The organism is Stenotrophomonas tumulicola, from assembly GCF_014117215.1.
Taxonomy (GTDB): Bacteria; Pseudomonadota; Gammaproteobacteria; order Xanthomonadales; family Xanthomonadaceae; genus Stenotrophomonas; species Stenotrophomonas tumulicola.
The window spans coordinates 89,459-116,033 of sequence record NZ_JACGXS010000003.1 but is presented as its reverse complement, the minus strand read 5'-3'; the positions used below and the strand labels follow the sequence as shown (position 1 = coordinate 116,033).

Genomic DNA, 26,575 nt, shown 5'->3' with positions numbered 1-26,575 from the left:
CGCTGTGCGCTGCGTCGGTAACCGGCGCCATCGTTGGACGTACCGTGCCGCCACCTCATTCCGATAGCGGCAGGTGGCAACGATGTGGCAGGTTCGCGAACGCAACGCAGGTGGGGCCGGTACGCTGCGCTATGGCGCCACTGCGGACCGGCTGGACGCGCGGAAAGTGGGGGCGCTGGCACGGCGTGCCGTGGCCGACATGGGCGCGGGTATCGCCTATGGCAGCAAAGCGGTGCTGCAGCCCCGCGACGAGGAGTTGATGGAGCTGACGGACCGCACGATGGGCGAACTCTGTCCTGCCGCCGAGCGGCTGAACTGGAAATTGAATGCGTTGGTCAGCGCCAACGCACGCTACTGCGCGGTGAAGATCGTGGGCTCCAACGCCTGTAACCGGGCGTTCGGCCAACCCCGCTCGCAGTCGCTGATCGTGCTGTACGACAAGCTGACCATGCGACCGCTGGCGCTCTTCGACGGCACCGAAGTATCGGCGCGCAGGACCGGCGCCTATGCCTCGATGGTGGTGGAAGCTGCGCTGGGCGACAGTTCCGAGCTGACCGTCGCCCTGTATGGGGCCGGGCCCATTGCTGATTGCGTGATCGACGACCTGCACGCGCACCATCCGTTCCGTATCGGCCGGATCGACGTGCGCAGCCGTCGGCACGAATCAGCCGTGCAGTTCGCCGCCGCCGCCGCACGACGTACCGGGCTGGATGTACGGGCCGTAGCGGCGGCTTCCGAGGGCCGGGCCGATCTGGTCATCACCGCTACCAATGCAGGCACTCCGGTGGTGGCGCCGCAGATGCTGGATGAAAGGGTCGTGGTCCTGCATCTGGGCGGCGACGAGCTGCCTGCACGGTTCATCGAACGGGTGCTTGACCAGGGATCGGTGGTCTGCGACGACGTGGCCACCGTGTGCCATCGCAATTCGCAGAGCCTGCCACTGTATTTTTCGCGCCAGGGCCGGCGGCTGGGAGATATGGCCAGCCAATACGGCATTCGAAACCTGCATGAACTGGCCGGCCGCCCCGCCGTGTCGTTGCGTCGCCCCGCATTGTTCACCTGTGTCGGGCTGCCGGTGCTGGATCTCTATCTCGCCCAATGGCTGCATGAGCAGCCATCCACTGGCGCCGGGCCGGCGGTCACCCGACTGGCGTTGCCCTGGAGGGACTAATCGCGGTCGTCGCGTGTCCACACCGCATCGTGTTCGCGCTTGACCGGGAACTTCGGCGCAGGGCTGTAGGCTGGAGCGCACAGTGCCTGACCATCGCGGACATCGAATCGTGCGCCATGCAGTACGCACTCGATGCTGCCTTCGCTGGTGTTGAACTCGCCAGCGGACAGTTCGAATTCCTCATGCGTGCACTGGTCTTCCAGCGCATACAGGTCCCCGTCCAGGTTGAAGACCACGATCGGGGTACCGGTTACTTCGTCGAAGACGCTTTTCATCTCGCCCGGCAGCAGCGCGTCGCTGGCACAGACGAAGGTCCATGCATGGCTCACGGCACGGTTCCCGGCAGATGCTTTTCCAGCACTTCGAACTGTAGGTCGTCGCGCCTGGGTATGCCGAAGCGTTCGTCGCCGTAGGGGAAGGGCTTCTTGATCCCGGTGCGCTGGTAACCGCGACGCTCGTAGAAGGCGATCAACTCCTCACGGATGTCGATGACCGTCATCAGCATGCTGCGCAGGCCCCACTCACGGACGCCATGCGCCTCGGCCTCGGTGATCATCTGCTTGCCGATCCCGCTGCCTTGTTGGCCGGGGTCGACGGCAAACATGCCGAAGTAGCCATGCTCGCCGCCATCGGCTACATGCGCGCAGGCCAGCAGCCGTCCAGCGTCTTCGGCCACCAGGATGGTCGAGCGCGGCCGGTCGAGATCGGCCTGCAGGCCTTCGGCATCAATACGGGCGCCGTCCAGGATGTCCGCTTCGGTGGTCCAGCCAACACGGCTGGCATCACCCCGATAGGCCGATGTCACCAGGGCAATCAGGGCAGGGATGTCGGCCGGCGTGGCGGCCCGGAAGGTCAACGTGGTCATGGCCGCTATTGTAAATCCATCGGCGCCGGATCCCGCCAGGCCAACGGACCCTGGCGGGCAGCGGGCTTCGTGGGTGATGACCGTTGGCCGTCGTGCCGTTGCATCCTGGAAGGTCCAGCGGGGCAGGGCCCCGCTTTACCGGGGTGCGGTCAGCCCAGGAGCCTGCGTACTTTGTGCAGCGCGGCCATGAAGCGCTCGATTTCCGCGTGCGTGTTGTAGAACGCCAGCGAGGCACGGCAGGTGGCGGCAACGCCGTAATACTGCAGCAACGGGTGCGCGCAGTGCTGGCCGGAACGGACGGCCACGCCTTCCAGGTCGAGCAGCGTGGCCAGGTCGTGCGCATGCGCGCCGTCGATCAGGAACGACACCACGGCGGCCTTGTCGGGCGTGGTGCCGAAGATGCGCAGGCCCTCGACCTTCTGCAGTTCTTCGGTGAAGTGCAGAAGGAGCTCGGCCTCGCGTGCTTCCACATGTGCCAGGCCCAGTCCTTCCAGGTAATCCACCGCCACGCCCAGGCCGATGAATCCGGCGATGTTCGGGGTGCCGGCCTCGAACTTGTGCGGGGCTTCATTGAACACCGTGCCGTCGAAGCTGACTTCCTTGATCATCTCGCCGCCACCGAGGAACGGTGGCATGGCATCCAGGTGCTCGCGACGGGCCCACAGCGCGCCGGTGCCGGTCGGGCCGCACATCTTGTGGCCGGTGATGGCATAGAAGTCGCAGCCGATGGCGGCGACATCGACCTTGCGGTGCGGTACCGCCTGCGAACCGTCGACCACCGTGATGATGCCGCGCCGGCGTGCTTCGCGGCAGATCTCGCGCACCGGATTGACCGTGCCGAGCACGTTGGAGACATGGGCTACCGCCAGCAGCTTGACCTCGGCGGTCATGGCCGTGCGCAGCGCCTCCAGGTCCAGTGCGCCATCCGGGGTGATCTCGGCCACGCGGAGGGTGGCGCCGGTGCGTTCGGCGACCAGCTGCCACGGCACGATGTTGGCGTGGTGCTCCATGCGCGAGACGAGGATCACGTCGCCGGCCTTCAGCCGTGGCAGGGCCCAGGAATAGGCCACCAGGTTCAGCGCGAAGGTGGTGCCACTGCACAGCACCAGTTCGTTGGCGCGTACGTTGAGGAAGCGCGCCAGCTTGTTGCGTGCGCCCTCATAGGCGTCGGTGGCTTCGGTGCCCAGCGCATGCACCGCGCGGCTGACATTGGCGTTGTAGCGGCGATAGAACTCGTCCAGTGCGCCGATCACCTGCACCGGCTTCTGGCCGGTGTTGGCGTTGTCGAAGTACACCAGTGGCTTGCCGTGTACTTCGCGCATCAGCAGAGGGAAATCCAGCCGCACGCGCTCCCAGTCGGGAACGTCGGAAGTGGCGGCCTGCGGCCGGGGCGTGGACAGGTTCATGCCACGCCGGCCTCGACCAGTGCACGGTCGAGCTGGCGCCCCAGCTGTTCGCGCAGGGCGTCGGGCAGTACTTTCAGCGGCTCGTGGCAGAACGCCGCGCTGAGCAGTGCTTCGGCCTGCTGTTGCGGCAACCCGCGCGAACGCAGGTAGAACAGCGCATTGGCGTCGAGCTGGCCGACCGTGGCGCCATGTGCAGCCTTGACCTCTTCGGCGTCGATCACCAGCGTCGGCTGGGTATCGATTTCCGCGTCGGCCGACAGCAGCAGGTTCTTGTTGGACAGGTTGGCGTCGGTGCCATCGGCGCCTTCGTGGATGTGGATGCCGCCGTGGAAGACGACGCGGCTGCGGTTGGCTGCAACGCCGCGCCACAGCAGTTCGGCGCTGGTATCGCGCGCGACATGCTCGATGCCCAGGCGGGTATCGACATGGCGGCGGCCGGTGCCGAGCAGCACGCCGTTGGCCGTCAGGTGGGCGTTGTCGCCGTCCAGCCGGACGTTGAGTTCATGGCGGCTCAGCGCGGCACCCAGCTCCAGGTCCACGCGGTGGTACCGCGCATCGCGTGCCAGTACCGCGTCGGTACGCAGCAGGCTGGTCTGGCGGGCGCTGCCAGACTGCACGCGGGCATGTTTCAGCACCGCTTCGTCGGCCAGTTGCACCTGCACCACGGTGTTGTCCAGGTGTGCCACTTCGCCGACCAGCAGGCGGTGTTCGACCAGCCCGAGGCTCGCGCCAGCGCCAAGCTCCACCAGGTGGCGATGGTGCCAGGCCAGGTCGGCGTCGCCGGCCACGCTGGCGAATACCAGTTGCACCGGCACCTCGACCTGTACGCCCTGGTCCACCCGCAGCACCACGCCTTCATCGGCAAGCGCGGTATTGAAACGGGCGAATACCTCGTCGGCGCGGTCATAGCGGCGGGCGAGCAGGCGCGCTGCATCTTCGCCGGCGGCCAGCGCGGCCGATAGTGCTTCCAGCTGCACGCCCGGGGGCAGGCCGTGCGTATCGCTCAGCCCGTCATGCAGGCGGCCATTGACGAATACCAGCCGCGGCGCGGGAATGTCGGCCAGCAGCGTGGCATCCAGCAGCGAGGGCACCAGCGGCGCGGGGCTGAAAGCGCGACGCTCCAGCTGGCGCAGCGAGGTGTATTTCCATGCCTCGGTGCGCGGGCCGGGCAGGCCATCACGCAGGGCGGCATCGAGCACTTCGCGGCGTGCATCGCTGCCGCAGAAAGCGTTGGCCAGGGAATCCAGCAGCGCACTCATCAGACCGCTGCCTCCGGCACGACCCGGTTCTTGAGGAAATCATAGCCGTGCTCTTCCAGCTGCAGGGCCAGTTCCGGGCCGCCGGACTGCACGATGCGGCCGTCGGCCAGCACATGCACGAAGTCCGGCTTGATGTAGTCGAGCAGGCGCTGGTAATGGGTGATGACCAGGAACGAACGATCGGCATCGCGCAGCGCGTTGACGCCGTCGGCGACGCTCTTCAACGCATCGATGTCCAGGCCGGAATCGGTTTCGTCCAGGATCGCCAGCTTCGGTTCCAGCACGGCCAGCTGGAAGATCTCGTTGCGCTTCTTCTCGCCGCCGGAGAAGCCTTCGTTGACGCCACGGTGCAGCAGTTCGTCCTTCAGGTGCAGCACGGCCAGCTTCTGCCGCACCAGCTTCAGGAACTGCATCGAGTCCAGTTCTTCCTGTCCGCGCGCCTTGCGCTGCGCATTGAGCGCGGCGCGCAGGAAGTAGGTGTTGTTGACGCCGGGAATCTCCACCGGGTACTGGAAGGCGAGGAACAGGCCGGCCGCAGCGCGTTCTTCGGGCGCCAACTGCAGCAGGTCGGCGTCTTCGAACTGCACGCTGCCTTCGCTCACGTCATAGCCTTCGCGGCCGGCCAGCACGTTGCCCAGGGTGGACTTGCCGGCGCCGTTGGGGCCCATGATGGCGTGCACCTGGCCGGGTTTGACGTCCAGCGACAGGCCCTTGAGGATTTCCTTGTCGCCGATACGGGCGTGGAGGTTTTCGATCTTCAGCATGGTGGGGATTTCCGTGGGCAGGCGCGCGCCTGCCAAAAAAGTAGATTCGTTGTACGGCGGCAAAGGCGGGGTCAGCCCACCGAGCCTTCCAGCGAGACTTCCAGCAGCTTCTTGGCTTCCACCGCGAACTCCATCGGCAGCTCGCGGAACACCTGCTTGCAGAAGCCATCGACGATCAGCGACACCGCATCTTCCTGGCTGATGCCGCGGGCACGGCAATAGAACAGCTGGTCATCGGAGATCTTGGAGGTGGTGGCTTCGTGCTCCACCGTCGCGCCGGGGTTCTTGACCTCGATGTACGGGAAGGTGTGCGCGCCGCACTGCTTGCCGATCAGCAGCGAGTCGCACTGGGTGTAGTTGCGCGCGCCATCGGCACCGCGGTCCACGCGCACCAGGCCGCGGTAGGTGTTCTGGCCACGCCCCGCGCTGATGCCCTTGCTGATGATCTTGCTCTTGGTGCGCTTGCCGACGTGGATCATCTTGGTGCCGGTGTCGGCCTGCTGACGGTGGTGGGTCAGCGCGACCGAATGGAATTCGCCCACCGAATCGTCGCCCAGCAGCACGCAGGACGGGTACTTCCAGGTGATCGCCGAACCGGTTTCGACCTGGGTCCAGGTGACCTTGCTGCGCGCGCCGCGGCATTCGGCACGCTTGGTGACGAAGTTGTAGATGCCACCGACGCCGTTCTCGTCGCCCGGGTACCAGTTCTGCACCGTGGAGTACTTGATCTCCGCGTCTTCCAGCGCCACCAGCTCCACCACCGCGGCGTGCAGCTGGTTCTCATCGCGCATCGGTGCGGTGCAGCCTTCCAGGTAGGACACGTAGGCCTGGTCTTCGCAGATGATCAGCGTGCGCTCGAACTGGCCGGTGTGGCCGGCATTGATGCGGAAGTAGGTGCTCAGTTCCATCGGGCAGCGCACGCCCTTGGGGATGAACACGAAGCTGCCATCGGAGAACACCGCCGAGTTGAGCGCGGCGAAGTAGTTGTCGCCAACCGGCACCACGCTGCCCAGGTACTGGCGCACCAGGTCCGGGTATTCCTTGATCGCTTCGGACATCGAGCAGAAGACCACGCCCTTCTCGGCCAGTTCCTTGCGGAAGGTGGTGCCGACGGAGACCGAATCGAACACCGCATCGACGGCCACGCCGGCCAGCCTGGCGCGCTCGTGCAGCGGCACGCCCAGCTTGTCGTAGGTATCCAGCAGTTCCTTGGGCACGTCGTCCAGCGAGGCGTACTTCGGGCCCTTGGGCGCGGAGTAGTAGCTCAGGCCCTGCAGGTCGATCGGGGCGATCTGCAGCTTGGCCCAGTCCGGCATCGGCATGGTCAGGAAATGGCGGTAGGCGTCCAGCCGCCACTGCGTCATCCACTCGGGCTCTTCCTTCTTTGCCGACAGGGCACGGATGGTGTCCTCGTCCAGGCCGGGCGGAAGGGAGTCCGATTCGATGTCCGTGATGAAGCCGGCCGAATACTTGCGGCCGAGCTGCTCGTGGATCTCGCGGTTGGGCGTGTCGTCGGTGGCGGGGGTTTCGATGATGTCGGTGGCCATGGGGGCTGCCTAAGGATCAGGAGACGACAGCGGCCGCGATGGCACGGCGCTGGTTGTCGTCGACAAGGGGAAGGGGGGACAGGATCTGCGCCAGGGTGACGTTGCGCAGCGCTTCGGAGACCACGTCGTTGATCAGCCGCCAGCTGCTGCGCACGCCGCATTTGGGTGCCATGCCGCACTGGTGGTTGTCGTGGCTGCATTCGGTCAGCGCCAACGGGCCTTCCATCGCCTCGACCACCTCGAACAGCGAGATCTGGCCGGGCGCGCGGGTAAGCCGGTAGCCGCCACGCACGCCGCGCAGGCCTTCCACCAACCCGGCCTGGGCCAGTGGCTTGAGCACCTTGCTGACGGTGGGCGGTTCCAGGCCGGTGAATTCGGCCAGCTCGGTCGCACTGAGCACTTCGCCCGGACGGGCGGCAAGCACGGTCAGCACGACGGTGGCGTAATCGGTGAGCTTGGTGACACGGAGCATGGCGGTACGCAGCGATTGTTCAAAGCGGACCGAAATTGTACGCTTTTATCGTCCAGCATCCAACCCATGGCTTTCCAATGGTGCCGGCACCAAGGGCCGCAATCCTGCGTTGTCGCCATGATTTTGGCAATCACGAAGATTAAGCGAGAATCAACGTTCCTCTTGCCCAGAACGCCCGTGTGCCCATGCCGAAGAAGATCAAAGCCCGCAAGTCCGCCATCCATGGCAACGGCGTGTTCGCCATCGCACCACTGAAGAAGGGCGAACGGGTGATCCAGTACAAGGGCCTGCTGCGCAGCCATGCCGACGTGGACGCCGACGATACCGGCGATGTGGAGAGTGGCCATACGTTCCTGTTCACGCTGAACGACGACTACGTACTTGATGCCAACTACAAGGGCAATGACGCGCGCTGGATGAACCACAGCTGCGCGCCGAACTGCGAGGCGGTGATCGAAGAGAGCGCGGACGGAAATCCGCGCGAGGACAAGGTGTTCATCGAGGCGATCCGCGATATCAAACCGGGCGAAGAGCTGGTCTACAACTACGGGATCACCCTGGCGGAGCGCCACACCGCGCGCCTGAAGAAGATCTGGGAATGCCGCTGCGGTTCGAAGAAGTGCACCGGGACGATGCTGCAGCCCAAGCGCTGAACATGGCGCCGAGCCCTGCCCGGCGCCACCGTCACCCTGCCGGGGTCATTTCCCCAGCAACCCTGCCGGGATCATCGTTCCCAGGTCCTGGTTGAAGGTCACCTGCAGGCGGCCGTCCTTCACCTGCGCGGACTGCACCTGCAGCGCACCGAGCAGTCCGGCCACGGCCGGGTCGATGCGGTAGATCGGCTCGCGCTGGGCATAATCGGAGAGCCACGCATTGAGCAGTGAACGCGTGCGCGAATCCAGCTTCGCGCCCTGCCGGGCCGGGGTGAACTCATCCATGGTCGGCTGCTGCAGGTGGAAGCCCTGGGTCTGCTGGTCGTAGCGCAGGCCGCTGCTGAGCTTCACCGTGCCCAGTCTGGTCGGTGCGCCACCGGCGGTGGCCAGCGCGATGTCCATGCCCAGGTCCAGGCGCTCGCCGGCCGGCAGGCTGAGCTTCGGGTCGCTCATGGTCAAGGCGACCAGCCCGCCGAGCGCATCCTGGGTACGCGGGAAACTGCCATCCAGGTACTGCTGGACATCACCCGCTTCGACCGACAACTGCCGCCCGTCGATGGAAGGGGCGGCCTGCGCGCCAATGGCGGCCGCGACCAGTACGGAGGTGGCGGCAAGACGGGTAAGCATGGGACGAAGACGCATGGTCATGGCCAATGTAGGAAGGATATGGCAAAGAAGATAGCCGCTTGCACTGAATGGCGCGTGCACGGCTGCAGCAGGCGTCAATCCAGTACCGGTTGCACCTGGGCCGAATGGATCTGCCAGGCGCGTCCTTCCGGGTCCGGGACCAACCGGTACCAGCCGCTGTAGCGGAGCGTCCCGGCGCCGGTGGTGGCGCGCACCTGCACGGGAACTTCGATCAGCTGCGAGGGCTGCCGGGTATCGCGGGCCACCGGCGAACCCGTGTTGACGCGCAGGGCGACGACGTCCTGCAACGCACGCAGTACCGCATCATCGGCGTGGTTGCCACGCGGGGCAGTCCGCCAGGCGGCGTCCGCTGCGGCAAAGTCGCGGCGCAGCAGTTGGCCGACATAGCCATGGATGACCGCGCCCGGATGCTCGGCACCGGCGCTGACCGCCGCCAGTAGCGGAGGTGGAACATCGACGTGCGGTCCTGTTGCATCGGACGGGCTGTCCTTTGCCTGCGACGGGACTGCGGGTGGAGCAGTCGTGGCGGGCTCCGGCTCCGGTGCCCGTTGGCAGGAACACCCGATCAACAGCAAAGGCAACAACCAGGAACATCCGCGCATCGTCCGTCCTCCCCAGGATCCGTGCGCAGTGTAGCCAGCTCCGGGTCAGGTGGGTCGATGCAGCGTGTCCAGCGCATCCAATGCCGTGCTGAGTGCCTGCTGGTGGGCAACCAGCGGGTGCGCGGCTTCATCGGCATGGCGGTGAAGTACGTCACGCAGGATCTGGCTGGCGATCAGGACTGCAGCGCGCTCGTCACCGCTGAACCCGGCCAGGCGCGGGGCACCTTCCAGCAGGCGCATCCAGTCCTGCTGGGCGCGATGCTCCAGTTCGATCGTGCAGCGGCCACTGCATGGCAGTCCGTCCTTCTCGATCGGGGCAACGGTGAGGCGGTAGCGGGTGGAGGGGCTGGCCATGGCGGGCATCCATCTGGGGGTGCAGCCACCATAGGGGCACGATGCGCGGGCCGCGACGGGTGGGGCCGCACGCAGTGTTCCATCGTCCCCGGTGCGTGGACGTAGTGCCGTCGGCAGCCCCTTGCACGGCAAGGGAGTGCAGCATCTGCCGGCGCACCAGGACGGCCATGGCACACAGTGTTGCGGGCCATTGCCCATGTCGCATGCGCGAACGGGACGGCAAAGGCCGTCCCGTTCGCAGGAGTTACCCGGTTGCCGACGCGATTACAGCGCGGCGTCCTTGAGCTTCTTCAGCGGGCGCACCTTGAGCTTGGTGGTGGCCGGCTTGGCGGCGAACCACTGCTCTTCCTTGGTGAACGGGTTGATGCCCTTGCGCTTCGGCTTGGCGGCAACGCTGACCGTGGAGATCTTCAGCAGGCCCGGCAGGGTGAAGCTGCCTGCGCCCTTCTTGTGCACCGAGGCAGCCACGGCGTTTTCCAGCGAGGCGAGTACGGCGCGGACGTCCTTGGCGACGACGCCGGAGGCTTCAGCGATGTGGGCAACCAGGCCGGACTTGGTCAGTACGTCCTTGATCGGCTTCGGCGCGGCCGGCTTTGCGGCTGCCTTGGTAGCGACTTTCTTTACTGCCTTCTTCGGGGCAGCCTTCTTAGCGGTCTTTGCCATGGTTTCCTGTTCCGTGAACGGTTGGTTGTGTGGTCATGCCGACCCCGTCGGCAATCGCAATGTAGGGCAACTGCGGGGCTGCGCCAATAGGTTATACGCGGAAAAGTCTGCTTTTTTCCCTGCAACGAGATCCTGGTCAGGGGGCAGGCCTGCTGTTTTGCCTCGGCTGATGCGAGGAAACCTGCGGGTTTTCCTCGAAAAAACAGCCTCGGGGAAGTGTCGGGCGCAGCGGCAACCGGGAACGCGCCGTTCGTCGGGCCGGGCGCTGGCACTGCATCGCAGCAGGGCGACATGGCGCTAACGGGAGCCTGCGTAGGGTGGTCTGCATTCCAACCAAGGGAGACACGCAATGGGCATTTCGCGCCATGCCACCGCGCACTGGGAAGGTGACCTGAAGACAGGCAAGGGACAATTGAGCACGCCCCAGAGCGGCTTGATGGACAAGACCCGTTATGCCTTCAGCAGCCGTTTCGGCGATGAAAAGGGCACCAACCCGGAAGAGCTGATTGCTGCCGCGCATGCGGGCTGCTTCACCATGGCGCTGTCGGCCAAGCTTACCGAAGCCGGTTTCGCGCCGACCTCGCTGGATACCGAAGCGAAGGTCGACCTGTCGATGGAAGGCGGTCCGCAGCTTTCCCAGATCACCCTGAAGGTCAAGGCGGTGGTGCCGGGCATCGAGGCGGAAAAGTTCCGTGCGGTCGCCGAGGACGCCAAGCAGAACTGCCCGGTATCCAAGGCGCTCAGCGCGGTGCCGATCAGCCTGGAAGCCGAACTGGCCAGTTGATCCGGTGCGCTGATTGCTGCACGGCAGATTGTGGCAGGGCAGCGGCGGCCGCATAGTCGCTGCTTTCCTGCCGATGGGGTGCCTGCATGCGTGCCGCTGCTTCTGCCGTGCTGTTCTCCTGCCTGCTCGCTGGCACTGTCGATGCCGAAGTGCGCCTGCTGACCGCCGCCAGCGTCCACTCTGGCCAGCCCGATGCGCCTGCAGCCACCGCGCTGGCCTGGGAAACCGATGATGGCCGGGTGGTGGCAGTGGGGGACCGCCAAGCGCTGCGCATGGCCTATCCGCAGGCAGCGGTGACCGATTTCGGACAGGCCAGCGTCGTGCCCGGCCTGATCGATGCACACGCGCACCTGATGTTCCTGGGCGCTACGTTGATGCAGGCCGACCTGACCGGCGCAACCAGCCGGCAGGACATCGTGGCGCGACTGCAGCGCTTCGCCGCGGACAATCCGGATGGCTGGCTGCTCGGCAGTGGCTGGGACCAGAACCTGTGGCCAGGAAAACAATTCCCCGGCACGGCCGAACTGGATGCCGCATTCCCGGACCGGCCAGTCTGGCTGGGGCGCATCGACGGGCACGCTGGCTGGGGCAACAGCGCTGCGCTGCGCGCCGTGGCCCGGCAGGACGGCCAGCGTGCCCTGCAGGGCGCATGGCAGCCTGAAGGCGGCCGGATCGTGCGTGATGCGACGGGCGAGCCGAGCGGGGTGTTCATCGATGAGGCGATGCAGATCGTACGTGCGGCGATTCCGGCACCGACGGCAGCGGTGCGTGGGCAGATGCTGTCGCGCGCGTTGGACAAGGCGGTCAGCCAGGGACTGACAGGCGTGCACGACATGGGGGTATCGCGCCAGGACCTGGCCCTGATGCGCCAGTTCGCCGATGCTGGAAAGCTTCCTTTGCGCATCGATGCTTATGCCGATGGCAATGGCGACGCACTTGCCGACCTCTGCGCGCAGGGTGCCTACCGGCATGCGGGCGGGCGGCTGCAGATGCGCGGGGTCAAGCTGTTCATGGACGGCGCGCTGGGCAGCCGCGGCGCCGCGCTGTTGGCCGATTACAGTGATGATCCGCACAACCGTGGCCTGTTGGTGACCTCGCCGGAGGACTTCGAAACGGCCGTGCGCAAGGCGGATGGCTGCCACCTGCAGGTGGCTACGCATGCCATCGGTGACCGCGGCAACCGCATCGCGCTGGATACGTATGCGCGCGTGCTGGGCGAGCGCAGCGGCAGCGACCATCGCTGGCGCATCGAACATGCCCAGGTGGTTTCGTTGGAGGACATTCCGCGTTTCGCGCAGCTTGGGGTAGTCGCTTCGATGCAACCCACCCATGCCACTTCGGACATGGGCTGGGCAGAGGAGCGCGTGGGTCCTGAACGCATCCTTGGCGCCTACGCATGGCGGCGGATGCTGGATTCCGGCGCGCATATCGCGCTGGGCTCGGATTTCCCGGTGGAACAGGTGGACCCACGGCTGGGCCTGCATGCCGCCGTGACACGCCAGGACCACGCCGGGCAGCCGCCGGGAGGCTGGCAGCCAGGGCAGCGGTTGACCGCGGTGGAGGCGCTGCGTGGGTTCACCACCGATGCGGCCTGGGCGGGGCACGACGAAGCCCAGGTCGGTCGCCTGCAGCCAGGGCTGCGCGCGGACTTCGTGGTGCTTGACCGTGACCCGTTGGCGGTGCCGTCGGCGCAGCTGTCCACGCTGCAGGTGCGCTCGACCTGGGTGGACGGCCAGCCGGTGTACGAAGCGGCGCGCTGAAGCGGCGGCGGTTTACCAGTCCAGCGTGCCGCGGATGACGGTCTGCACCTGGCCGCCGGACCACACATCGCCCACGGCGTCGATATGCAGGGCCAGCCGTGCGTCGTGGCCGACTTCGCGGCCCTGGCTGACCACGTAACCGCGGCCGCTGCCGGGTAGCGCGTGGCGGCTGTCCAGCCATGCCGCCAGCACCGCATTGGCGGCGCCGGAAGCGGCATCTTCAAAGCGCCGCCCGTTGCCCACGAACGCGCGCACTGCCAGGTCGTACGGTTGCCCGCTGCTGCGCGCGTAGGCAAATACACCCATGCTGTCGGTGGTCTCGGCCAGCGTGGCGATGGCATCCCACTGCGGTGCCAGTGCGCGCAGCGTCGCCTCGTCGGACACCTCCACCACCCACCAGCTGCGGCCTCCGGCCATGCGCGCCGGCGGCAACGCGCCCAGTGTCCAGCCGTCCAGCGCCTGCCGCAGGCGCGGGTCGTCGGCGGTAGTGGTTTCAGCCACCTGTGCGCGTGGGGTGCGGATGGCGATGGTGCGCGCGGCACCGTGGCCTTCCACCCGCAGCGGCAGCGTGCCGGCAATGCCGTCCTGCACCAGCATCCCGTCGGTTGCCACGGCCAGCCCGGCCTCCAGTACCGCGTGCGCCGTACCGACGCTGGGATGCCCGGCGAAGGGCACTTCCTTCTGCGGGCTGAACATGCGGATCCGGTAGCTCGCGCCCGGCGCCTGCGGTGCCGAGACGAAGGTGGTTTCCGGCAACCGGGTCCAGCGGGCGATGGCCTGCATGGCGGCATCGTCCAGGCCCTCGGCATCGAGTACCACGGCCAGCGGATTGCCGGCGCCGGGGTACGGGGAGAACACATCCAACTGCAGGAAACGGCGTGCGGACATCGGGCAGGAACTCCAGGAGACAAGCGGCATAGGGTAGCGCGCGGCGCGGCAAGGCCGCCGGGCATGGCCCGGCGCTACCGGTGAATGCCTGCGTTACCAGTGAATGTGGCCATCGATGACCTGCTGCACCTGGCCACCCACCCAGGCCACGCCATCGGCATCCACCCGCAGGTGGACACGGCCGTCGCGGCCGACTTCGCGCCCCTGGCTGGCGATGTAGGCCCCGTCGCGGCCCGGCAGCTGGCCACGCCGGGCCAGCAGGCTGGCGATCAATGCATTGGCGCTGCCGGTGACCGGATCTTCGGGCACGTTGACCGAATCGCCGGGGCAGAAGGCACGCACCACCAGTGCGTGGCCGTCGGCCAGTTCCGGCGCGAAGATGGCCACGCCGGTAGCGGTGGTGGCGTTGGTCCAGTCGCGCAGCGCGGCCATGTCCGGACGAAGTCCGCGCACGCTGGCGGCATCGCGTGCGGCCAGCAGCCACCAGCGCGGGCCGTTTTCCCACAGTTCGGCCTGTTGCGATGGCGCGATCACGCCCTGCAGCTGGGCCGGGAGCGGACCGGGCGGGGCCGGGCAATGGCGCGCCGGAGGACTGGCCAGCCGTATCGCCGGCGCACTGGCCGGGCCGTCCACGCGCACCGGCAGCAGGCCGGCGGCGCATTGCTGCAGCAGCGCGCCGCCACGCGGCCGGACGAGGCCGGTGGTCACCGCTGCCCATGCCGCCCCCACGCTGGGGTGGCCTGCGAAGGGCAGTTCGCTGGCCGGGGTGAATATGCGGATGTGGTAATCAGCACCGGCGGCGCTGGGCGCGACGAAGAACACGGTCTCGGACAGGTTCAGCCACGCGGCCAGTGCCTGCATGTCGTTGCCGGACAGGTCGTCGGCGTCGAATACCACGCCCAGCGGGTTGCCGGTGCCGGGACGCGGAGCGAAGACATCGAGCTGGAGATAGCGGCGGGCAGTCATGGATGGCGTCTTGGGCTTAGAATCAGGGGTTCTGCTGCTCGCGGGCGGCTTTTCCCCCACTTCAACCAGAATACCTCCATGTCAGCTTCTTCCCCTGTCGATCGTTGGATCGTACTGAAGTTCGGCGGCACGTCCGTGTCGCGTCGTCATCGCTGGGACACGATCGGCAAGCTGGCGAAAAAACGGGGCGAAGAAACCGGTGCGCGTGTACTGGTGGTGGTATCGGCGCTGTCGGGGGTGACAAATGAACTGACCGCGATCGCTGACGGGGCCGCCGACAGCCGCGCCCGGGTGGACGCGCTGGTGGCCCGCCATCGCGAATTCCTGGTCGAACTGGAGCTGCCGGCGAACACGCTGGACGTGCGCCTGGCCGGGCTGGTCGACCTGCTCGACGACCCGCGTGCCGGCGCGCGTCCGCTGGACTGGCAGGCCGAGGTGCTCGGCCAGGGCGAACTGCTGTCCTCCACCGTGGGCGCTGCCTACCTGCACGCCAGCGGCCTGGATTTCGGCTGGATGGATGCGCGCGGGTGGCTGGATGCGCTGCCGCCGCAGCCCAACCAGAGCGACTGGTCGCAGCGCCTTTCGGTGAACTGCCAGTGGCGTGCCGACGCCGGCTGGACCGCGCGTTTCCGCGCCCAGCCCACGCGCATGCTGATCACCCAGGGCTTCATCTCGCGGCATGCCGATGGCGGTACCGCCATCCTCGGCCGTGGTGGCTCGGATACCTCGGCTGCCTACTTCGGTGCGCTGCTGGGTGCCAGCCGTGTTGAAATCTGGACCGACGTGCCGGGCATGTTCAGCGCCAACCCGAAGGACGTGCCGGATGCGCGCCTGCTGACCCGGCTGGATTATTACGAGGCGCAGGAAATCGCCACCACCGGCGCCAAGGTGCTGCATCCGCGTTCGATCAAGCCCTGCCGCGATGCAGGCGTGCCGATGGCGATCCTGGACACCGAACGTCCCGAACTGCCGGGTACCAGCATCGACGGCAATGCGGCGTCGGTGCCGGGGGTGAAGGCGATCAGCCGCCGCAACGGCATCGTGCTGGTGTCGATGGAAGGCATCGGCATGTGGCAGCAGGTCGGCTTCCTGGCCGATGTGTTCGGCTTGTTCAAGAAGCATGGGTTGTCGGTGGACCTGATCGGTTCGGCCGAAACCAACGTGACCGTATCGCTGGACCCGTCCGAGAACCTGGTCAGCACCGATGTGCTGGCCGCGCTGTCGGCGGACCTGTCGCAGATCTGCAAGGTCAAGATCATCGTGCCATGCGCGGCGATCACCCTGGTCGGGCGCGGCATGCGTTCGCTCCTGCACAAGCTGTCCGATGTGTGGGCCACGTTCGGCCGCGAGCGCGTGCACATGATTTCGCAGTCGTCCAACGACCTCAACCTGACCTTCGTCATCGACGAGGCCGACGCCGATGGCCTGCTGCCGATCCTGCACGCCGAGCTGATCGACAGCGGTGCGATGCCGGTGGAAGAGACCGAGGTCTTCGGTCCGCGCTGGCGCGAAATCGCCGGCACGGTGCGTCCGCGCGGCACGCCCTGGTGGCGCGGCCAGCGTGCACACCTGCTGCAACTGGCCGAGGCCGGTACGCCGCGCTATGTCTACCACCTGCCCACGGTGCGCGCCCGCGCGCGCGCGCTTGCAGCGATCAAACCGATCGACCAGCGCTACTACGCCATCAAGGCCAACAGCCATCCGGCCATCCTGGAAACGCTGGAAGCGGAAGGTTTCGGGCTGGAGTGTGTTTCGCATGGCGAGCTCAAGCATGTGTTCAGCGTGCTGCCGGGACTGTCGCCCAAGCGCGTGCTGTTCACCCCCAGCTTCTGCCCGCGAGAGGAATTCGAAGCGGCCTTCGCACTTGGCGTTACCGTCACCGTGGACAACGTCGAAGCGCTGCAGCGTTGGCCGGACCTGTTCCGCAACCGCGAACTGTGGCTGCGCGTGGACCTGGGCCGCGGCGAAGGCCACCATGCCAAGGTGCGTACCGGTGGCAAGGAGTCCAAGTTCGGCCTGCCGATGGCCCGCGTCGATGAGTTCGTGCAGGTGGCCACCGACCTGGGCAGCCATGTAGTCGGGCTGCACGCGCACCTGGGCAGCGGCGTGGAGACCGCGCAGCATTGGCGGTTGATGTGCGATGAGCTGGCCGGCTTTGCCCGGCGCATCGGCAGCGTGCAGACCATCGACATCGGGGGTGGCATGCCCATTCCCTACAGCGAGGAGGACGAACCGTTCGACCTGGAGGCGTGGGCCGAGGGCCTGGCCGAGGTCAAGGCGGTCCATCCGGCGTTCCGCCTGGCGATCGAGCCGGGCCGCTACCTGGTGGCCGAATCCGGCGTGCTGCTGACCCGCACCACCCAGGTGGTGGAGAAGGACGGGGTGCGCCGCGTCGGCCTGGACGCGGGCATGAATACCCTGATCCGTCCGGCGCTGTACGACGCGTGGCACGACATCGAGAACCTGAGCCGCCTTGGCGGTTACTCCGAAGCGGTGTTCGACGTGGTCGGGCCGATCTGTGAATCCAGCGATGTGTTCGGCAAGCGGCGCAAGCTGCCGGCCTCCACTGCGCCGGATGATGTGATGCTGGTGGCCGACGCCGGTGCCTACGGTTACGTCATGGCCAGCACCTACAATCAACGGGCGCTGCCGCGCGAGGACGTGATCGAATGACCGTCCAGCGCCCGCCCACCGACACTGCCCGCGCCGTTGCGCGTCCACGTGCCTGACCCGGAATATCAATGACTGCTTTCGACAAACACCAGGTTTCCCGCTTCCGCTTCGTCCGCTGCGATTTCGCCGCGGATACCGGCGTGGCCCGCCTGGTCTATGCCTTCGATGATGGCCCGGAGATGGTGGAGACCGTCAGCGTGCCGGGTGCACCGTTCGAGCTGGACACCGGGCGTGCGGCCGCCGTGCAGCGTGCGCTGCAGTTGTTGCACCTCATCGCCGGCGTGAGCTATTACAAGGCTGCAGTGCCGGAGACGGTGGTCATCGACAGCTATGCCATCGACGCGGAAACCGCGGCGCTGGTGGAGACCATCTACCTCAACGGGCTGGGGGAGTTTGCCTACCGCAACGGCCTGAACCTGCGCGGACGTTTCCGCCTGCCGGTGGATGGGGAAGCGATGCAGGCACCGTCGCTGGGCCTGCGCACCCATGCGCTGGTCGCCATCGGCGGCGGCAAGGACTCGCTGGTCAGCATCGAAGCGCTGCGCCGTGCTGGCGTGGAGGAGACCGTGACCTGGATCGGCGGTTCGCAGTTGATCCGCGCCTGTGCCGAGCGCACCGGCCTGCCGACCTTGAACCTGGGCCGTGCGCTGGCGCCGGAGCTGTTCGAGTTGAATCGCCAGGGCGCGTGGAACGGCCATATCCCGGTCACCGCGGTGAACTCGGCGATCATGGTGTTGGCTGCATTGCTGCAGGGCGTGGACCAGGTGGTGTTTTCCAACGAGCGATCGGCCAGCTACGGCAGCCAGATCCCGGGCACCGGCGAGGTCAACCACCAGTGGTCCAAGGGGTGGGCATTCGAGCAGGCCTTCGGCAACCACGTGCAGCGCTTCGTCGCCGCCGACCTGCAGTACTACTCGCTGCTGCGGCCGATGTCGGAGCTGGCAGTGGCGCGGCAGTTCGCCAAGATCGACTTCTACGACGCACATTTTTCCAGCTGCAACCGCAACTTCCACATCCTTGGCGAGCGCCCGGTGAACCGCTGGTGCGGCGTATGCCCGAAGTGCCACTTCGTGTTCCTGGCGCTGGCGCCGTTCATGCCCAAGCCGCGGCTGGTGCGCATCTTCGGGCGCAACCTGCTGGACGATGCCGAGCAGGCGGGGGGCTTCGACGCGCTGCTGGAGTTCCAGGACCACAAGCCGTTCGAATGCGTGGGCGAAGGCCGCGAATCACGTGCGGCGATGGCCACCCTGGCAACGCGCGCGGAGTGGAACGAAGACGCGTTGGTGAAGCGCTTCTGCAACGAGATCCTGCCGCAGCTGGATGCCGCGGAACTGGCGCTGGCGCCGCTGCTGGAGCTGCAGGGCGAGCACCGCATTCCGGCCGCGTTGTGGGAGCGGGTGCGTGAAGATTTCGCAGCTTGAGGGAAAGCGGGTCGCGCTGTGGGGCTGGGGACGCGAAGGCCGTGCGGCTTTCACTGTCCTGCGCCAACGGCTGCCGACCCTGTCGCTGAGCCTGTTCTGTCCGGCGGCGGAGGTCGAATCGGCACGTGTTGAAATGGCCGGCGCACTGGACGTGCGCGGTGAACCCACGGCCGAGGCATTGGCGGGGTTCGAGGTGGTGATCAAGTCGCCGGGGATCAGCCCGTACCTGCCGGTGGCGGTGGCCGCGGCCGAACGCGGCACGCTGTTCATCGGTGGCACCGCGCTGTGGTTCGCCGAGCATGCCGCTGCCGACGGCACGGTGCATGACACGATCTGCGTGACGGGCACCAAGGGCAAGAGCACCACGACCGCGCTGCTGGCGCACCTGCTGCGTGCGGGCGGGCATCGCACCGGGTTGGTCGGCAACATCGGCCTGCCGTTGCTGGAGGTATTGGATCGGCAACCGGCGCCGGCCTACTGGGCGGTGGAGCTGTCCAGTTACCAGACCGGCGAGGTGGCACGCAGCGGTGCCCATCCGCAGGTGGCGGTGGTGCTGAACCTGTTTCCCGAACACCTGGACTGGCATGGCAGCGAGCAGCGTTACCTCGAGGACAAGCTGAAACTGGTCACCGAAGCGGCGCCGCGGATCGCGGTACTGAACGCTGCCGACCCGCACCTGGCCGCGCTGTCGCTCCCCGGCAGCGAGGTGGTGTGGTTCAACCAGGCGCAGGGCTGGCACATGCGTGGCGAGGTCGTGCACCGGGGCGGACAGGCAGTGTTCGATACCCGCAATACGCCGCTGCCGGGCCGGCATAACCGCGGCAACCTGTGCGCGGTGCTGGCTGCCCTGGAAGCGTTGGGGCTGGATGCGGTGGCGTTGGCACCGGCGGTGCAGACGTTCCGCCCATTGCCCAACCGGCTGCAGCGGATAGGCGAGCGCGATGGCGTGGCCTACGTCAATGATTCGATCAGCACCACCCCGCATGCCAGCCTGGCGGCGCTGGAATGTTTTGCAGGGCAACGCATCGCGCTACTGGTGGGCGGGCATGACCGTGGCCTGGACTGGAGCGGTTTCGTCCGGCACATGGCCGATGACGTGCCGCCACTGGAGATCGTCACCATGGGCAGCAATGGCCCGCGGATCCATGCGATGTTGCAGCCGCTGGCCGATGCAGGCCGCTTCGGCCTGCATGCGGCGTGCGACCTGCCCGACGCCATGGTGCTGGCGCGTTCGGCGCTGGGCGGGGAGGGTGGGGTGGTGCTGTTGTCGCCCGGCGCGCCGAGCTACGGCGCCTACCGCGACTACGTGGCGCGCGGCCGCCATTTCGCCGAACTGGCTGGCTTCGACCCCGACCTCATCAGCGCCATCCCCGGCATCGGCCTCCAGTAACTGTAGCGCCGAGCCAGGCTCGGCGTGCGCGGCGCCGATCGTCCGCCGAGCATGGCTCGGCGCTACCGATGCGACTTAGTGGCTGCGCTGCACGGCGTAGCGGGCCAGGCCGCGCAGGGCGGCGACCGCGTCGTTGTCGGCCAGGCCGTCCAGCGCGCGTTCGGCCTTCTGCGCGTATTCCTCCGCGCGGCGGCGGCTGTAGTCCAGCCCGCCGGTGGCGTGGATGGCTGCCAGTACCTCCGGCATTGCCGAGGCGTCGCCATCCTGCACGATGCTGCGCAGGCGCTGGCGGGTGGCTTCGTCGGAGCGCGCCATGGCATGGATCAGCGGCAGCGTCGCCTTGCCTTCGGCCAGGTCGTCGCCCAGGTTCTTGCCCAGTTCGTCGGCGTTTGCCGAGTAATCCAGCACGTCGTCGGCGATCTGGAATGCGTAGCCCAGGTGCATGCCGTAGTCGTACAGCGCTTGCTGGATGGTTTCATCGACGCCGCTGGCCAGTGCCCCCAGGCGCGTGCCCGCGGCGAACAGCACCGCGGTCTTGCGCTCGATCACCCGCAGGTACGCCGCCTCGTCGGTGTCGGGGTTATGCACGTGCAGCAGCTGCAGCACCTCGCCTTCGGCGATGCGGTTGGTGGTGTCGGCCAGGATCTGCATGACCGGCATGCGGTCCAGTTCGACCATCAACTGGAAGCTTCGCGAATACAGGAAATCGCCGACCAGCACGCTGGGGGCGTTGCCCCACAATGCATTGGCGGTGCTGCGCCCGCGGCGCAGGCTGGATTCGTCCACCACGTCGTCATGCAGCAGCGTGGAGGTGTGGATGAACTCGATGATTGCCGCCAGCTGGTGGTGTTCCGGACCTGCCGTACCGACCGCGTGGCCAGCCAGCATCACCAGCATCGGGCGCAGCCGCTTGCCGCCGGCGGAGATGATGTGGTCGGCAATCTGGTTGATCAGCACCACGTCCGAAGAAAGCCGGCGCCGGATCAGGGCATCGACGGCCGCCATGTCGGCAGCGGCAAGCGACTGGATCTGGGGCAGGCCCAGGGCGGCACGGGAATCTTCGAGAATGGTCATGCGGTCTGGCTTCAAGGCTCCCCCCAATTATAGGGGCTGGCCGTGAAATGGGGCGCACCGCCTTTCCAGCCCAGCCGGCCCGCGCTGCGGGCGTGCCGCGACAGGCGGCTGGCCGTGAATACGTATGCAGGTGGCACCACGCCGCAGGGCGCGCCGCTAAGCTTTGCGGGCTAGTTTCCGGCCCATGTTTCCACGGGCCAACAGAGCCCGGAGGGGGGCCTCATGTCCAATACACCCTGGTGGCGCGGTGCCATCATCTACCAGATCTACCCGCGCAGCTTCCTGGATGCCAACGGCGACGGCGTGGGTGACCTGCCCGGCATCATCGAGCGGCTGGACTACGTGGCCGCGCTGGGCGTGGACGCGATCTGGATTTCGCCGTTCTTCACTTCACCGATGGCCGACTTCGGCTACGACATCGCCGACCACCGCGATGTCGATCCGCTGTTCGGCACCCTGGCCGATTTCGATCGCCTGTTGGCCAAGGCGCATGCGCTCGGCTTGAAGGTGATGGTCGACCAGGTGTTCAGCCATACCTCGGTCGAACACGCGTGGTTCCGCGAAAGCCGGCAGGACCGCACCAACCCGAAGGCCGACTGGTACGTATGGGCCGATCCGCGCGAAGACGGCACGGCACCGAACAACTGGATGTCGTTGTTCGGCGGCGTGGCATGGCAGTGGGAGCCGCGCCGCGAGCAGTATTACCTGCACAATTTCCTGGCCGACCAGCCAGACCTGGATTTCCATAATCCGGCGGTGCAGCAGGCCACGCTGGATTACGTGCGGTTCTGGCTGGACCGTGGCGTGGACGGTTTCCGCCTGGATTCGATCAACTTCTGTTTCCATGACCGGCAACTGCGCGACAACCCGGCAAAGCCGCTGGAAAAGCGCCTCGGCCGTGGTTTCAGCACGGATAATCCATACGCGTACCAGTACCACCTCTACAACAATACCCAGCCGGAAAACCTTCCCTTCATCGAGCGCCTGCGCGGCCTGCTGGACGAGTATCCCGGTGCGGTCAGCCTGGGTGAGATATCGGCCGAGGATTCACTGGCAACCACGGCCGAATACACCGCGCCGGGCCGCCTGCACATGGGATACAGCTTCGAACTGCTGGTGAAGGATTACAGCGCCAGCTACATCCGCGACACCGTATCGCGGCTGGAAGCGGCGATGACCGAGGGCTGGCCATGCTGGGCCATCTCCAACCATGACGTGGAGCGGGCAGTGACCCGCTGGGGCGGCCATCCGGCCAATCCGCGCCTGGCGCGGATGCTGGTGGCGATGCTGTGCTCGCTGCGCGGTTCCATCTGCCTGTACCAGGGCGAAGAGCTGGGGCTGGGCGAGGCCGATGTGCCGTTCGAGGCGTTGCAGGACCCGTATGGCATTACCTTCTGGCCGAACTTCAAGGGCCGTGACGGCTGTCGCACGCCGATGCCGTGGACCGACGCGCCGCTGGCGGGCTTCACCCAGGGCCAGCCGTGGTTGCCGATTCCGGCGGATCACCAGGCGCACGCGGTGGCGGTGCAGGAAGCCGATCCCGGTTCGGTGCTGTCCGCATTCCGCAGCTTCCTGGCCTGGCGGCGCACGCAGCAGATCCTGCTGCAGGGGGCAATCCGCTTCCTGGACAGCGTCGAGCCGGTACTGCTGTTTGAACGTACCCTGGGTGATGAGACCCTGCTGCTGGCGTTCAACCTGTCTGGCGAGCCGGTACGGCATGCATTGCCCGAGGGCGAGTGGCAGGCCGTCGTCGTGCCTGGACCGGACGCCGGCACCGCCGAAGACGGCGAGCTGGTGCTGCCGGCGCATGCCGTGTACTGCGGCCGCCACGTCGGCTGATCGATTTCTCCGTTGGTGGTACTTGAGGGCGGGGCCGACAGGCCCCGTCCTTTTTTCTGTGCGGCTGTTACCTCGGGGCCAGGCCCACGGCTTGTGGCTTACGGCAGGCCGGGAACTATTCGCCGACATGGCACGGGATGGCCTGACAGACCTGTGTCAGTCGTCAAGCCCACTGTTGCCTTACTCCATCCAGGAAAGTGAGGCGCGACCCATGAAGACGTCCAGGACCTTGACCATCAGTGCAATCCTCTTTGCAGCAGCATCGTCAGGCCTGTCGGCCGCACCCGCAAGGGCCGACGGAGAGCGCCCACGGAGCAGCGCGCAGGCCTGCAGTGACGCATGGCATCAATCGGAAGCGTCCAGCAGTTGCAGTCTTCGCTTCGTGTATTTTTTCCCCGCTGACTTCTGCAAGCTTGGCGTCGACTGCAGGGCCGCGGATGGCGGCGTGAATCCCGACGAGACGCAGACGCGGCTGCCGAATGTTCCGCTGCTGAAGAATTGCGACGGGCGGCTGGGCTTCATCTGTTGAACCGCTGAAATGGAAACGGGGCGCCAGGGCGCCCCGTTCCTTCAATCACTGCGACCGGGTCAGAACTTGTAGTTCACACCCAGCATGTAGGTACGGCCCCATTCAATATATTCCAGCGGACGATCCGTGGTGCCGGCATACGTACGGTACGGCTCGTTGGTCAGGTTGGTACCCTGCAGCAGCAGGGTCAGGCCGGCCAGGCTGCTGCTGTCGCTGAAGGTGTAGCTCACCTGCGCGTCGGTCACGTTCTCGCCGACCACGTAACGCAGCGTGCGGTTGCCATTGAAGTTGCCGATTTCGCCGATGAAGTCCGAACGACGACGCTGGCTGACGCGTGCCTCGAACCCACTGCGCTCATAGTAGGCCGTGAAGTTGTACACGCGATCGGACAGGCCTGGCAGGTCGATGGGATCGCTGCCGACGCTGGAGGCGCTTTCCGGATCCAGGATCTTGATGTCGCTGTCGTTGAACGTCGCGCTGGCCTGCACGCCAAAGCCGCGCAGCACGTCGCTGAACATGTCCAGCGGCAGCGAGGCGGTCAGCTCCAGGCCACGCAGCGTGCCGCCCTTGCCGTTCTGCGGCGAGGAGAACGTACCTACCGGCAGCACCGGCACGGTCATGCCCGGCGGCGGCACGTAGCTGGCGATGAAGTCGCTGAAGTCATAGTCATCGACCGACTGGGTATAGACGTAGCTCTTCAGGTCCTTGTAGAAGATGGCGGCGGCCACGTAGGCACGCTCGCCGAAATACTTCTCATACGAGAGATCCAGCGCGGTCGCCCGCCAAGGGTCCAGCAGCGGGTTGCCGCCGCTGCCGCCAGGCTTGCCGGTGGCCGTATCCACGCCGAACTCCAGGCCGGCGCGCATCTGGTCCACGCGTGGGCGCGCGACCTGCTTGGCTGCAGCGAAGCGCAGCGTCTGCTGGTGCGGGAACATGAAGGCCAGGTTCAAGCTGGGCAGCCAGTCGTTGTAGGTCTTGCCCGCGTCGATCGGCAGCACGTTCTGTCCGGCCGGACGCGAGCTGTCGAAGTAGCTGGACTGGGAACTCTGGTCGGTGTGCTGCATCTGCACGCCGATGTTGCCGCGCACGCCGACCACGCCGATGTCGGTGTTGATGTTGGCGCGCAACCAGGCCGTGGTGGTCTTCTCCTGCACCGTCCACGATTTCGGGATCAGGTAGTCCAGGTCGGTGACCGGGTTGAACTCCATGTAGCGGCCCACCGCCGCCGGCACGTTCCAGGCCGGGATATAGCCTATGCCGGCAAAGCCGAGGTTCACCCGGTCGCGTTGCAGGTCCGAGGCGATGTTCGCATCGCCCTGTGCGCCGAGCAGGATGTTGCCTTCGGCCTGGCTCTTCTGCTTGCGGCGGTCGGCATAGTTCACGCCAACGTCGACATCGGAGAACCACGACGACATGGCTTCAGGTACCGGCAGCGTAGCGGCCAGGCGTGCGCCCTTCAGGCGGTCTTCGACCACCGGTACCTTGCCGTAGCCGGAACCATAGATGGTATTGGTCAGGAACAGCGTATCCGGATTGGAATAATCCAGCCCCGGGCTGATCTGCGAAAAGCCGTTCGGATTGACCACGATGCCAACCGTGTCCAGCTGTGGCATCGGCGTGAGCTGCAGGTTGTTTTCCAGGTTCAGCTCTTCACGCGTGGCCTTGGAGTAATTCACGTCGGCGACCAGCTTGACGCCACCAAAGTTGAACTCGTTGTTCCAGCCGAACGCATCGATCTTGTCTTCGCGCTTGTTGTACATGCCGCGCACCAGCGGATACACGCCGGTGGCCGTGCCGCCGGTGAAGGTGCCATCGGCGTTGAGCTGCGGATTGTTGATCTGCAGGCCGGGCGTATAGCCGCCGTTGAAGTTGCTGAGGTTGACCTCGAACTGGTTTGCCGTGTCGATCTGCTCGGCTTCGGTATGGAACGCATCCAGCGTGCTGGTCCATGCGTTTGACGGGCGGAACTGCACGGTCGCCATCACGCCATCGCGCTTGTTGTTGCCGGTGCGGCGCAGGGCCTTGATGCCGTCGGTGAACACGGTGCCGGCGGCAAGGCCGGGACGGTTGCCGGCATCGGTGTGTTCAGTGGTCCATGGTTCGTACAGGCCGACCTGGTTTTCCTGGATCGGCATGTCGCTGTGCGCATAACCGATGGAGATGCCCAGGGTGTTGTCGCGGAACTGGTCGATGTAGCTGGCGCTGAAGCGATTGCCGAACTCATCCACGCCGGCCGCGTCACCCAGCGAACTCTTCTGGTAGCGGCCGCTGATGGCGATCACGCGGTCGGGGAAGCTCAGCGGGCGTGCGGTCTGCATGTCGATGGTGCCTGACAGGCCCTGGCCCACCAGCGCGGCGTCCGGCGTCTTGTACACGGTGACGCCGTTGACCAGCTCGGATGGGTACTGGTCAAACTCCACGCTGCGGTTGTCGCCGGTGCTGACCACCTCGCGGCCGTTGAGCAGGGTGGTGGCGAAATCCGGCGACAGCCCGCGCACGCTGATCACCTGCGCACGGCCGGCAACGCGCTGGGCGGCCAGGCCGGGCAGGCGTGCGAGCGATTCAGCGATGCTCACGTCGGGCAGTTTGCCGATGTCCTCGGCCGAGATCACTTCGACCACGGAGGTGGCGTCCTGCTTCACCGCGATGGCGTTCTCGATGCCGCGGCGGATGCCGGTGACCTGCACCGCATCCAGGTTGGTCGCGGTGCTGCCGGCCTGGCCGGATGCTGTGGTGGACTGCGCGGATGCAAGCACCGGTGACAGTGCGACGGCCAGCGCCAAAGACAACGCGCTGCGTTTGTGCTTCGACATTTTCCCCTCCCAGGCAATATTGCCGAATCTGATT

24 protein-coding genes are annotated in these 26,575 nt (G+C 66.5%); 9 read left to right on the top strand and 15 right to left on the bottom strand.

Annotation, left to right across the window (positions count from 1 at the left end; genetic code table 11):
- The first annotated feature begins 82 nt into the window (after positions 1-82).
- On the top strand, positions 83-1,171 hold the full coding sequence (locus H4O11_RS08355) for an ornithine cyclodeaminase (protein WP_182338963.1): 1,089 nt from the start codon (positions 83-85) through the stop codon (positions 1,169-1,171).
- Here the strand turns inward: H4O11_RS08355 and H4O11_RS08350 are convergent.
- From H4O11_RS08350 to H4O11_RS08320, 7 genes are all read right to left on the bottom strand, one after another.
- Positions 1,168-1,500 carry a Rieske 2Fe-2S domain-containing protein gene (locus H4O11_RS08350; protein WP_182338962.1) on the bottom strand — a complete coding sequence of 111 codons (333 nt, stop codon included), beginning with the start codon at positions 1,498-1,500 and terminating at the stop codon, positions 1,168-1,170. The genes H4O11_RS08355 and H4O11_RS08350 overlap by 4 nt on opposite strands.
- The gene (locus H4O11_RS08345) at positions 1,497-2,036 is read right to left on the bottom strand and encodes a GNAT family N-acetyltransferase (protein ID WP_182338961.1); all 540 of its coding nucleotides are present in this window, start codon (positions 2,034-2,036) and stop codon (positions 1,497-1,499) included. The genes H4O11_RS08350 and H4O11_RS08345 overlap by 4 nt, the downstream gene beginning before the upstream one ends.
- Positions 2,037-2,185: 149 nt before the next feature.
- Positions 2,186-3,442, bottom strand: coding sequence for a cysteine desulfurase (locus H4O11_RS08340; protein WP_182338960.1), 1,257 nt, complete (start codon positions 3,440-3,442; stop codon positions 2,186-2,188).
- Positions 3,439-4,701: a Fe-S cluster assembly protein SufD gene (gene sufD, locus H4O11_RS08335; RefSeq protein WP_182338959.1), complete on the bottom strand. Its 1,263-nt coding sequence runs from the start codon at positions 4,699-4,701 to the stop codon at positions 3,439-3,441. The genes H4O11_RS08340 and sufD overlap by 4 nt, the downstream gene beginning before the upstream one ends.
- Positions 4,701-5,465: a Fe-S cluster assembly ATPase SufC gene (gene sufC, locus H4O11_RS08330; RefSeq protein ID WP_182338958.1), complete on the bottom strand. Its 765-nt coding sequence runs from the start codon at positions 5,463-5,465 to the stop codon at positions 4,701-4,703. Before sufC ends, sufD begins: the two co-directional genes overlap by 1 nt.
- A gap of 71 nt (positions 5,466-5,536) precedes the next feature.
- Positions 5,537-7,012 carry a Fe-S cluster assembly protein SufB gene (gene sufB / locus H4O11_RS08325; protein WP_182338957.1) on the bottom strand — a complete coding sequence of 492 codons (1,476 nt, stop codon included), beginning with the start codon at positions 7,010-7,012 and terminating at the stop codon, positions 5,537-5,539.
- A gap of 16 nt (positions 7,013-7,028) precedes the next feature.
- On the bottom strand, positions 7,029-7,484 hold the full coding sequence (locus tag H4O11_RS08320; protein ID WP_182338956.1) for an SUF system Fe-S cluster assembly regulator: 456 nt from the start codon (positions 7,482-7,484) through the stop codon (positions 7,029-7,031).
- A 185-nt stretch (positions 7,485-7,669) separates the two neighbouring features.
- Here H4O11_RS08320 and H4O11_RS08315 point away from each other — a divergent pair, with 185 nt between their 5' ends.
- On the top strand, positions 7,670-8,137 hold the full coding sequence (locus tag H4O11_RS08315; RefSeq protein WP_182338955.1) for an SET domain-containing protein: 468 nt from the start codon (positions 7,670-7,672) through the stop codon (positions 8,135-8,137).
- Positions 8,138-8,182: 45 nt separating this feature from the next.
- On the opposite strand, the gene H4O11_RS08310 is transcribed toward H4O11_RS08315, so the two are convergent.
- The 4 genes from H4O11_RS08310 to H4O11_RS08295 all read right to left on the bottom strand — a co-directional run bounded on the left by H4O11_RS08310 (position 8,183) and on the right by H4O11_RS08295 (position 10,404).
- Positions 8,183-8,779, bottom strand: a complete 597-nt coding sequence (locus H4O11_RS08310; protein WP_182339173.1) for a DUF1439 domain-containing protein — start codon at positions 8,777-8,779, stop codon at positions 8,183-8,185.
- An 80-nt stretch (positions 8,780-8,859) separates the two neighbouring features.
- On the bottom strand, positions 8,860-9,387 hold the full coding sequence (locus H4O11_RS08305) for a hypothetical protein (protein ID WP_182338954.1): 528 nt from the start codon (positions 9,385-9,387) through the stop codon (positions 8,860-8,862).
- A 45-nt stretch (positions 9,388-9,432) separates the two neighbouring features.
- Positions 9,433-9,741 carry a DUF3861 family protein gene (locus H4O11_RS08300; protein ID WP_182338953.1) on the bottom strand — a complete coding sequence of 103 codons (309 nt, stop codon included), beginning with the start codon at positions 9,739-9,741 and terminating at the stop codon, positions 9,433-9,435.
- Between the two features lie 264 nt (positions 9,742-10,005).
- Positions 10,006-10,404 (bottom strand): HU family DNA-binding protein, encoded by a 399-nt coding sequence (locus tag H4O11_RS08295; RefSeq protein ID WP_182338952.1) that lies wholly within the window; start codon positions 10,402-10,404, stop codon positions 10,006-10,008.
- 349 nt (positions 10,405-10,753) lie between these two features.
- On the opposite strand from H4O11_RS08295, the gene H4O11_RS08290 reads away from it, so the two are divergent.
- A complete protein-coding gene (locus H4O11_RS08290; RefSeq protein WP_182338951.1) occupies positions 10,754-11,188 on the top strand; it encodes an OsmC family protein in 435 nt (144 codons plus the stop codon).
- Between the two features lie 86 nt (positions 11,189-11,274).
- Positions 11,275-12,948, top strand: a complete 1,674-nt coding sequence (locus H4O11_RS08285; protein ID WP_182338950.1) for an amidohydrolase — start codon at positions 11,275-11,277, stop codon at positions 12,946-12,948.
- Between the two features lie 12 nt (positions 12,949-12,960).
- On the opposite strand, the gene H4O11_RS08280 is transcribed toward H4O11_RS08285, so the two are convergent.
- Together H4O11_RS08280 and H4O11_RS08275 are read right to left on the bottom strand one after the other, a co-directional pair.
- Positions 12,961-13,836 (bottom strand): PhzF family phenazine biosynthesis protein, encoded by an 876-nt coding sequence (locus H4O11_RS08280; RefSeq protein WP_182338949.1) that lies wholly within the window; start codon positions 13,834-13,836, stop codon positions 12,961-12,963.
- Positions 13,837-13,929: 93 nt separating this feature from the next.
- Positions 13,930-14,802: a PhzF family phenazine biosynthesis protein gene (locus H4O11_RS08275; protein WP_182338948.1), complete on the bottom strand. Its 873-nt coding sequence runs from the start codon at positions 14,800-14,802 to the stop codon at positions 13,930-13,932.
- Positions 14,803-14,880: 78 nt separating this feature from the next.
- On the opposite strand from H4O11_RS08275, the gene H4O11_RS08270 reads away from it, so the two are divergent.
- The 3 genes from H4O11_RS08270 (at position 14,881) to murD (ending at position 20,286) form a co-directional block, all read left to right on the top strand.
- Positions 14,881-17,475 (top strand): bifunctional aspartate kinase/diaminopimelate decarboxylase, encoded by a 2,595-nt coding sequence (locus tag H4O11_RS08270; protein ID WP_182338947.1) that lies wholly within the window; start codon positions 14,881-14,883, stop codon positions 17,473-17,475.
- Between the two features lie 68 nt (positions 17,476-17,543).
- Entirely contained in the window at positions 17,544-18,896 is a 1,353-nt protein-coding gene (murL, locus tag H4O11_RS08265) for a UDP-N-acetyl-alpha-D-muramoyl-L-alanyl-L-glutamate epimerase (protein WP_182338946.1), read from the top strand.
- Positions 18,877-20,286, top strand: coding sequence for a UDP-N-acetylmuramoyl-L-alanine--D-glutamate ligase (murD, locus tag H4O11_RS08260; RefSeq protein ID WP_182338945.1), 1,410 nt, complete (start codon positions 18,877-18,879; stop codon positions 20,284-20,286). The genes murL and murD overlap by 20 nt, the downstream gene beginning before the upstream one ends.
- A gap of 75 nt (positions 20,287-20,361) precedes the next feature.
- Here murD and H4O11_RS08255 read toward each other — a convergent pair whose 3' ends face one another.
- On the bottom strand, positions 20,362-21,360 hold the full coding sequence (locus tag H4O11_RS08255; RefSeq protein WP_182338944.1) for a polyprenyl synthetase family protein: 999 nt from the start codon (positions 21,358-21,360) through the stop codon (positions 20,362-20,364).
- Between the two features lie 222 nt (positions 21,361-21,582).
- Here H4O11_RS08255 and H4O11_RS08250 point away from each other — a divergent pair, with 222 nt between their 5' ends.
- Both H4O11_RS08250 and H4O11_RS08245 read left to right on the top strand, forming a co-directional pair.
- Positions 21,583-23,199 carry an alpha-glucosidase family protein gene (locus tag H4O11_RS08250; RefSeq protein WP_182338943.1) on the top strand — a complete coding sequence of 539 codons (1,617 nt, stop codon included), beginning with the start codon at positions 21,583-21,585 and terminating at the stop codon, positions 23,197-23,199.
- Between the two features lie 211 nt (positions 23,200-23,410).
- The gene (locus H4O11_RS08245) at positions 23,411-23,728 is read left to right on the top strand and encodes a hypothetical protein (protein ID WP_182338942.1); all 318 of its coding nucleotides are present in this window, start codon (positions 23,411-23,413) and stop codon (positions 23,726-23,728) included.
- Between the two features lie 59 nt (positions 23,729-23,787).
- On the opposite strand, the gene H4O11_RS08240 is transcribed toward H4O11_RS08245, so the two are convergent.
- Positions 23,788-26,541, bottom strand: coding sequence for a TonB-dependent receptor (locus tag H4O11_RS08240; protein ID WP_182338941.1), 2,754 nt, complete (start codon positions 26,539-26,541; stop codon positions 23,788-23,790).
- Positions 26,542-26,575 lie beyond the last annotated feature (34 nt).

Excerpts from the sequence above, each read along its gene's own strand:
- H4O11_RS08340 (WP_182338960.1), bottom strand. The coding sequence starts at position 3,442 with ATGAACCTGTCCACGCCCCGGCCGCAGGCCGCCACTTCCGACGTTCCC.
- murL (WP_182338946.1), top strand. The coding sequence starts at position 17,544 with ATGACTGCTTTCGACAAACACCAGGTTTCCCGCTTCCGCTTCGTCCGC.
- H4O11_RS08245 (WP_182338942.1), top strand. The coding sequence starts at position 23,411 with ATGAAGACGTCCAGGACCTTGACCATCAGTGCAATCCTCTTTGCAGCA.
- H4O11_RS08345 (WP_182338961.1), bottom strand. The coding sequence starts at position 2,036 with ATGACCACGTTGACCTTCCGGGCCGCCACGCCGGCCGACATCCCTGCC.
- H4O11_RS08320 (WP_182338956.1), bottom strand. The coding sequence starts at position 7,484 with ATGCTCCGTGTCACCAAGCTCACCGATTACGCCACCGTCGTGCTGACC.
- H4O11_RS08295 (WP_182338952.1), bottom strand. The coding sequence starts at position 10,404 with ATGGCAAAGACCGCTAAGAAGGCTGCCCCGAAGAAGGCAGTAAAGAAA.
- H4O11_RS08290 (WP_182338951.1), top strand. The coding sequence starts at position 10,754 with ATGGGCATTTCGCGCCATGCCACCGCGCACTGGGAAGGTGACCTGAAG.
- H4O11_RS08310 (WP_182339173.1), bottom strand. The coding sequence starts at position 8,779 with ATGCGTCTTCGTCCCATGCTTACCCGTCTTGCCGCCACCTCCGTACTG.
- H4O11_RS08250 (WP_182338943.1), top strand. The coding sequence starts at position 21,583 with ATGTCCAATACACCCTGGTGGCGCGGTGCCATCATCTACCAGATCTAC.
- H4O11_RS08285 (WP_182338950.1), top strand. The coding sequence starts at position 11,275 with ATGCGTGCCGCTGCTTCTGCCGTGCTGTTCTCCTGCCTGCTCGCTGGC.
- H4O11_RS08255 (WP_182338944.1), bottom strand. The coding sequence starts at position 21,360 with ATGACCATTCTCGAAGATTCCCGTGCCGCCCTGGGCCTGCCCCAGATC.
- H4O11_RS08305 (WP_182338954.1), bottom strand. The coding sequence starts at position 9,387 with ATGCGCGGATGTTCCTGGTTGTTGCCTTTGCTGTTGATCGGGTGTTCC.
- H4O11_RS08240 (WP_182338941.1), bottom strand. The coding sequence starts at position 26,541 with ATGTCGAAGCACAAACGCAGCGCGTTGTCTTTGGCGCTGGCCGTCGCA.
- H4O11_RS08270 (WP_182338947.1), top strand. The coding sequence starts at position 14,881 with ATGTCAGCTTCTTCCCCTGTCGATCGTTGGATCGTACTGAAGTTCGGC.
- H4O11_RS08275 (WP_182338948.1), bottom strand. The coding sequence starts at position 14,802 with ATGACTGCCCGCCGCTATCTCCAGCTCGATGTCTTCGCTCCGCGTCCC.
- H4O11_RS08280 (WP_182338949.1), bottom strand. The coding sequence starts at position 13,836 with ATGTCCGCACGCCGTTTCCTGCAGTTGGATGTGTTCTCCCCGTACCCC.
- sufC (WP_182338958.1), bottom strand. The coding sequence starts at position 5,465 with ATGCTGAAGATCGAAAACCTCCACGCCCGTATCGGCGACAAGGAAATC.
- sufB (WP_182338957.1), bottom strand. The coding sequence starts at position 7,012 with ATGGCCACCGACATCATCGAAACCCCCGCCACCGACGACACGCCCAAC.
- sufD (WP_182338959.1), bottom strand. The coding sequence starts at position 4,701 with ATGAGTGCGCTGCTGGATTCCCTGGCCAACGCTTTCTGCGGCAGCGAT.
- H4O11_RS08355 (WP_182338963.1), top strand. The coding sequence starts at position 83 with ATGTGGCAGGTTCGCGAACGCAACGCAGGTGGGGCCGGTACGCTGCGC.
- H4O11_RS08315 (WP_182338955.1), top strand. The coding sequence starts at position 7,670 with ATGCCGAAGAAGATCAAAGCCCGCAAGTCCGCCATCCATGGCAACGGC.
- H4O11_RS08300 (WP_182338953.1), bottom strand. The coding sequence starts at position 9,741 with ATGGCCAGCCCCTCCACCCGCTACCGCCTCACCGTTGCCCCGATCGAG.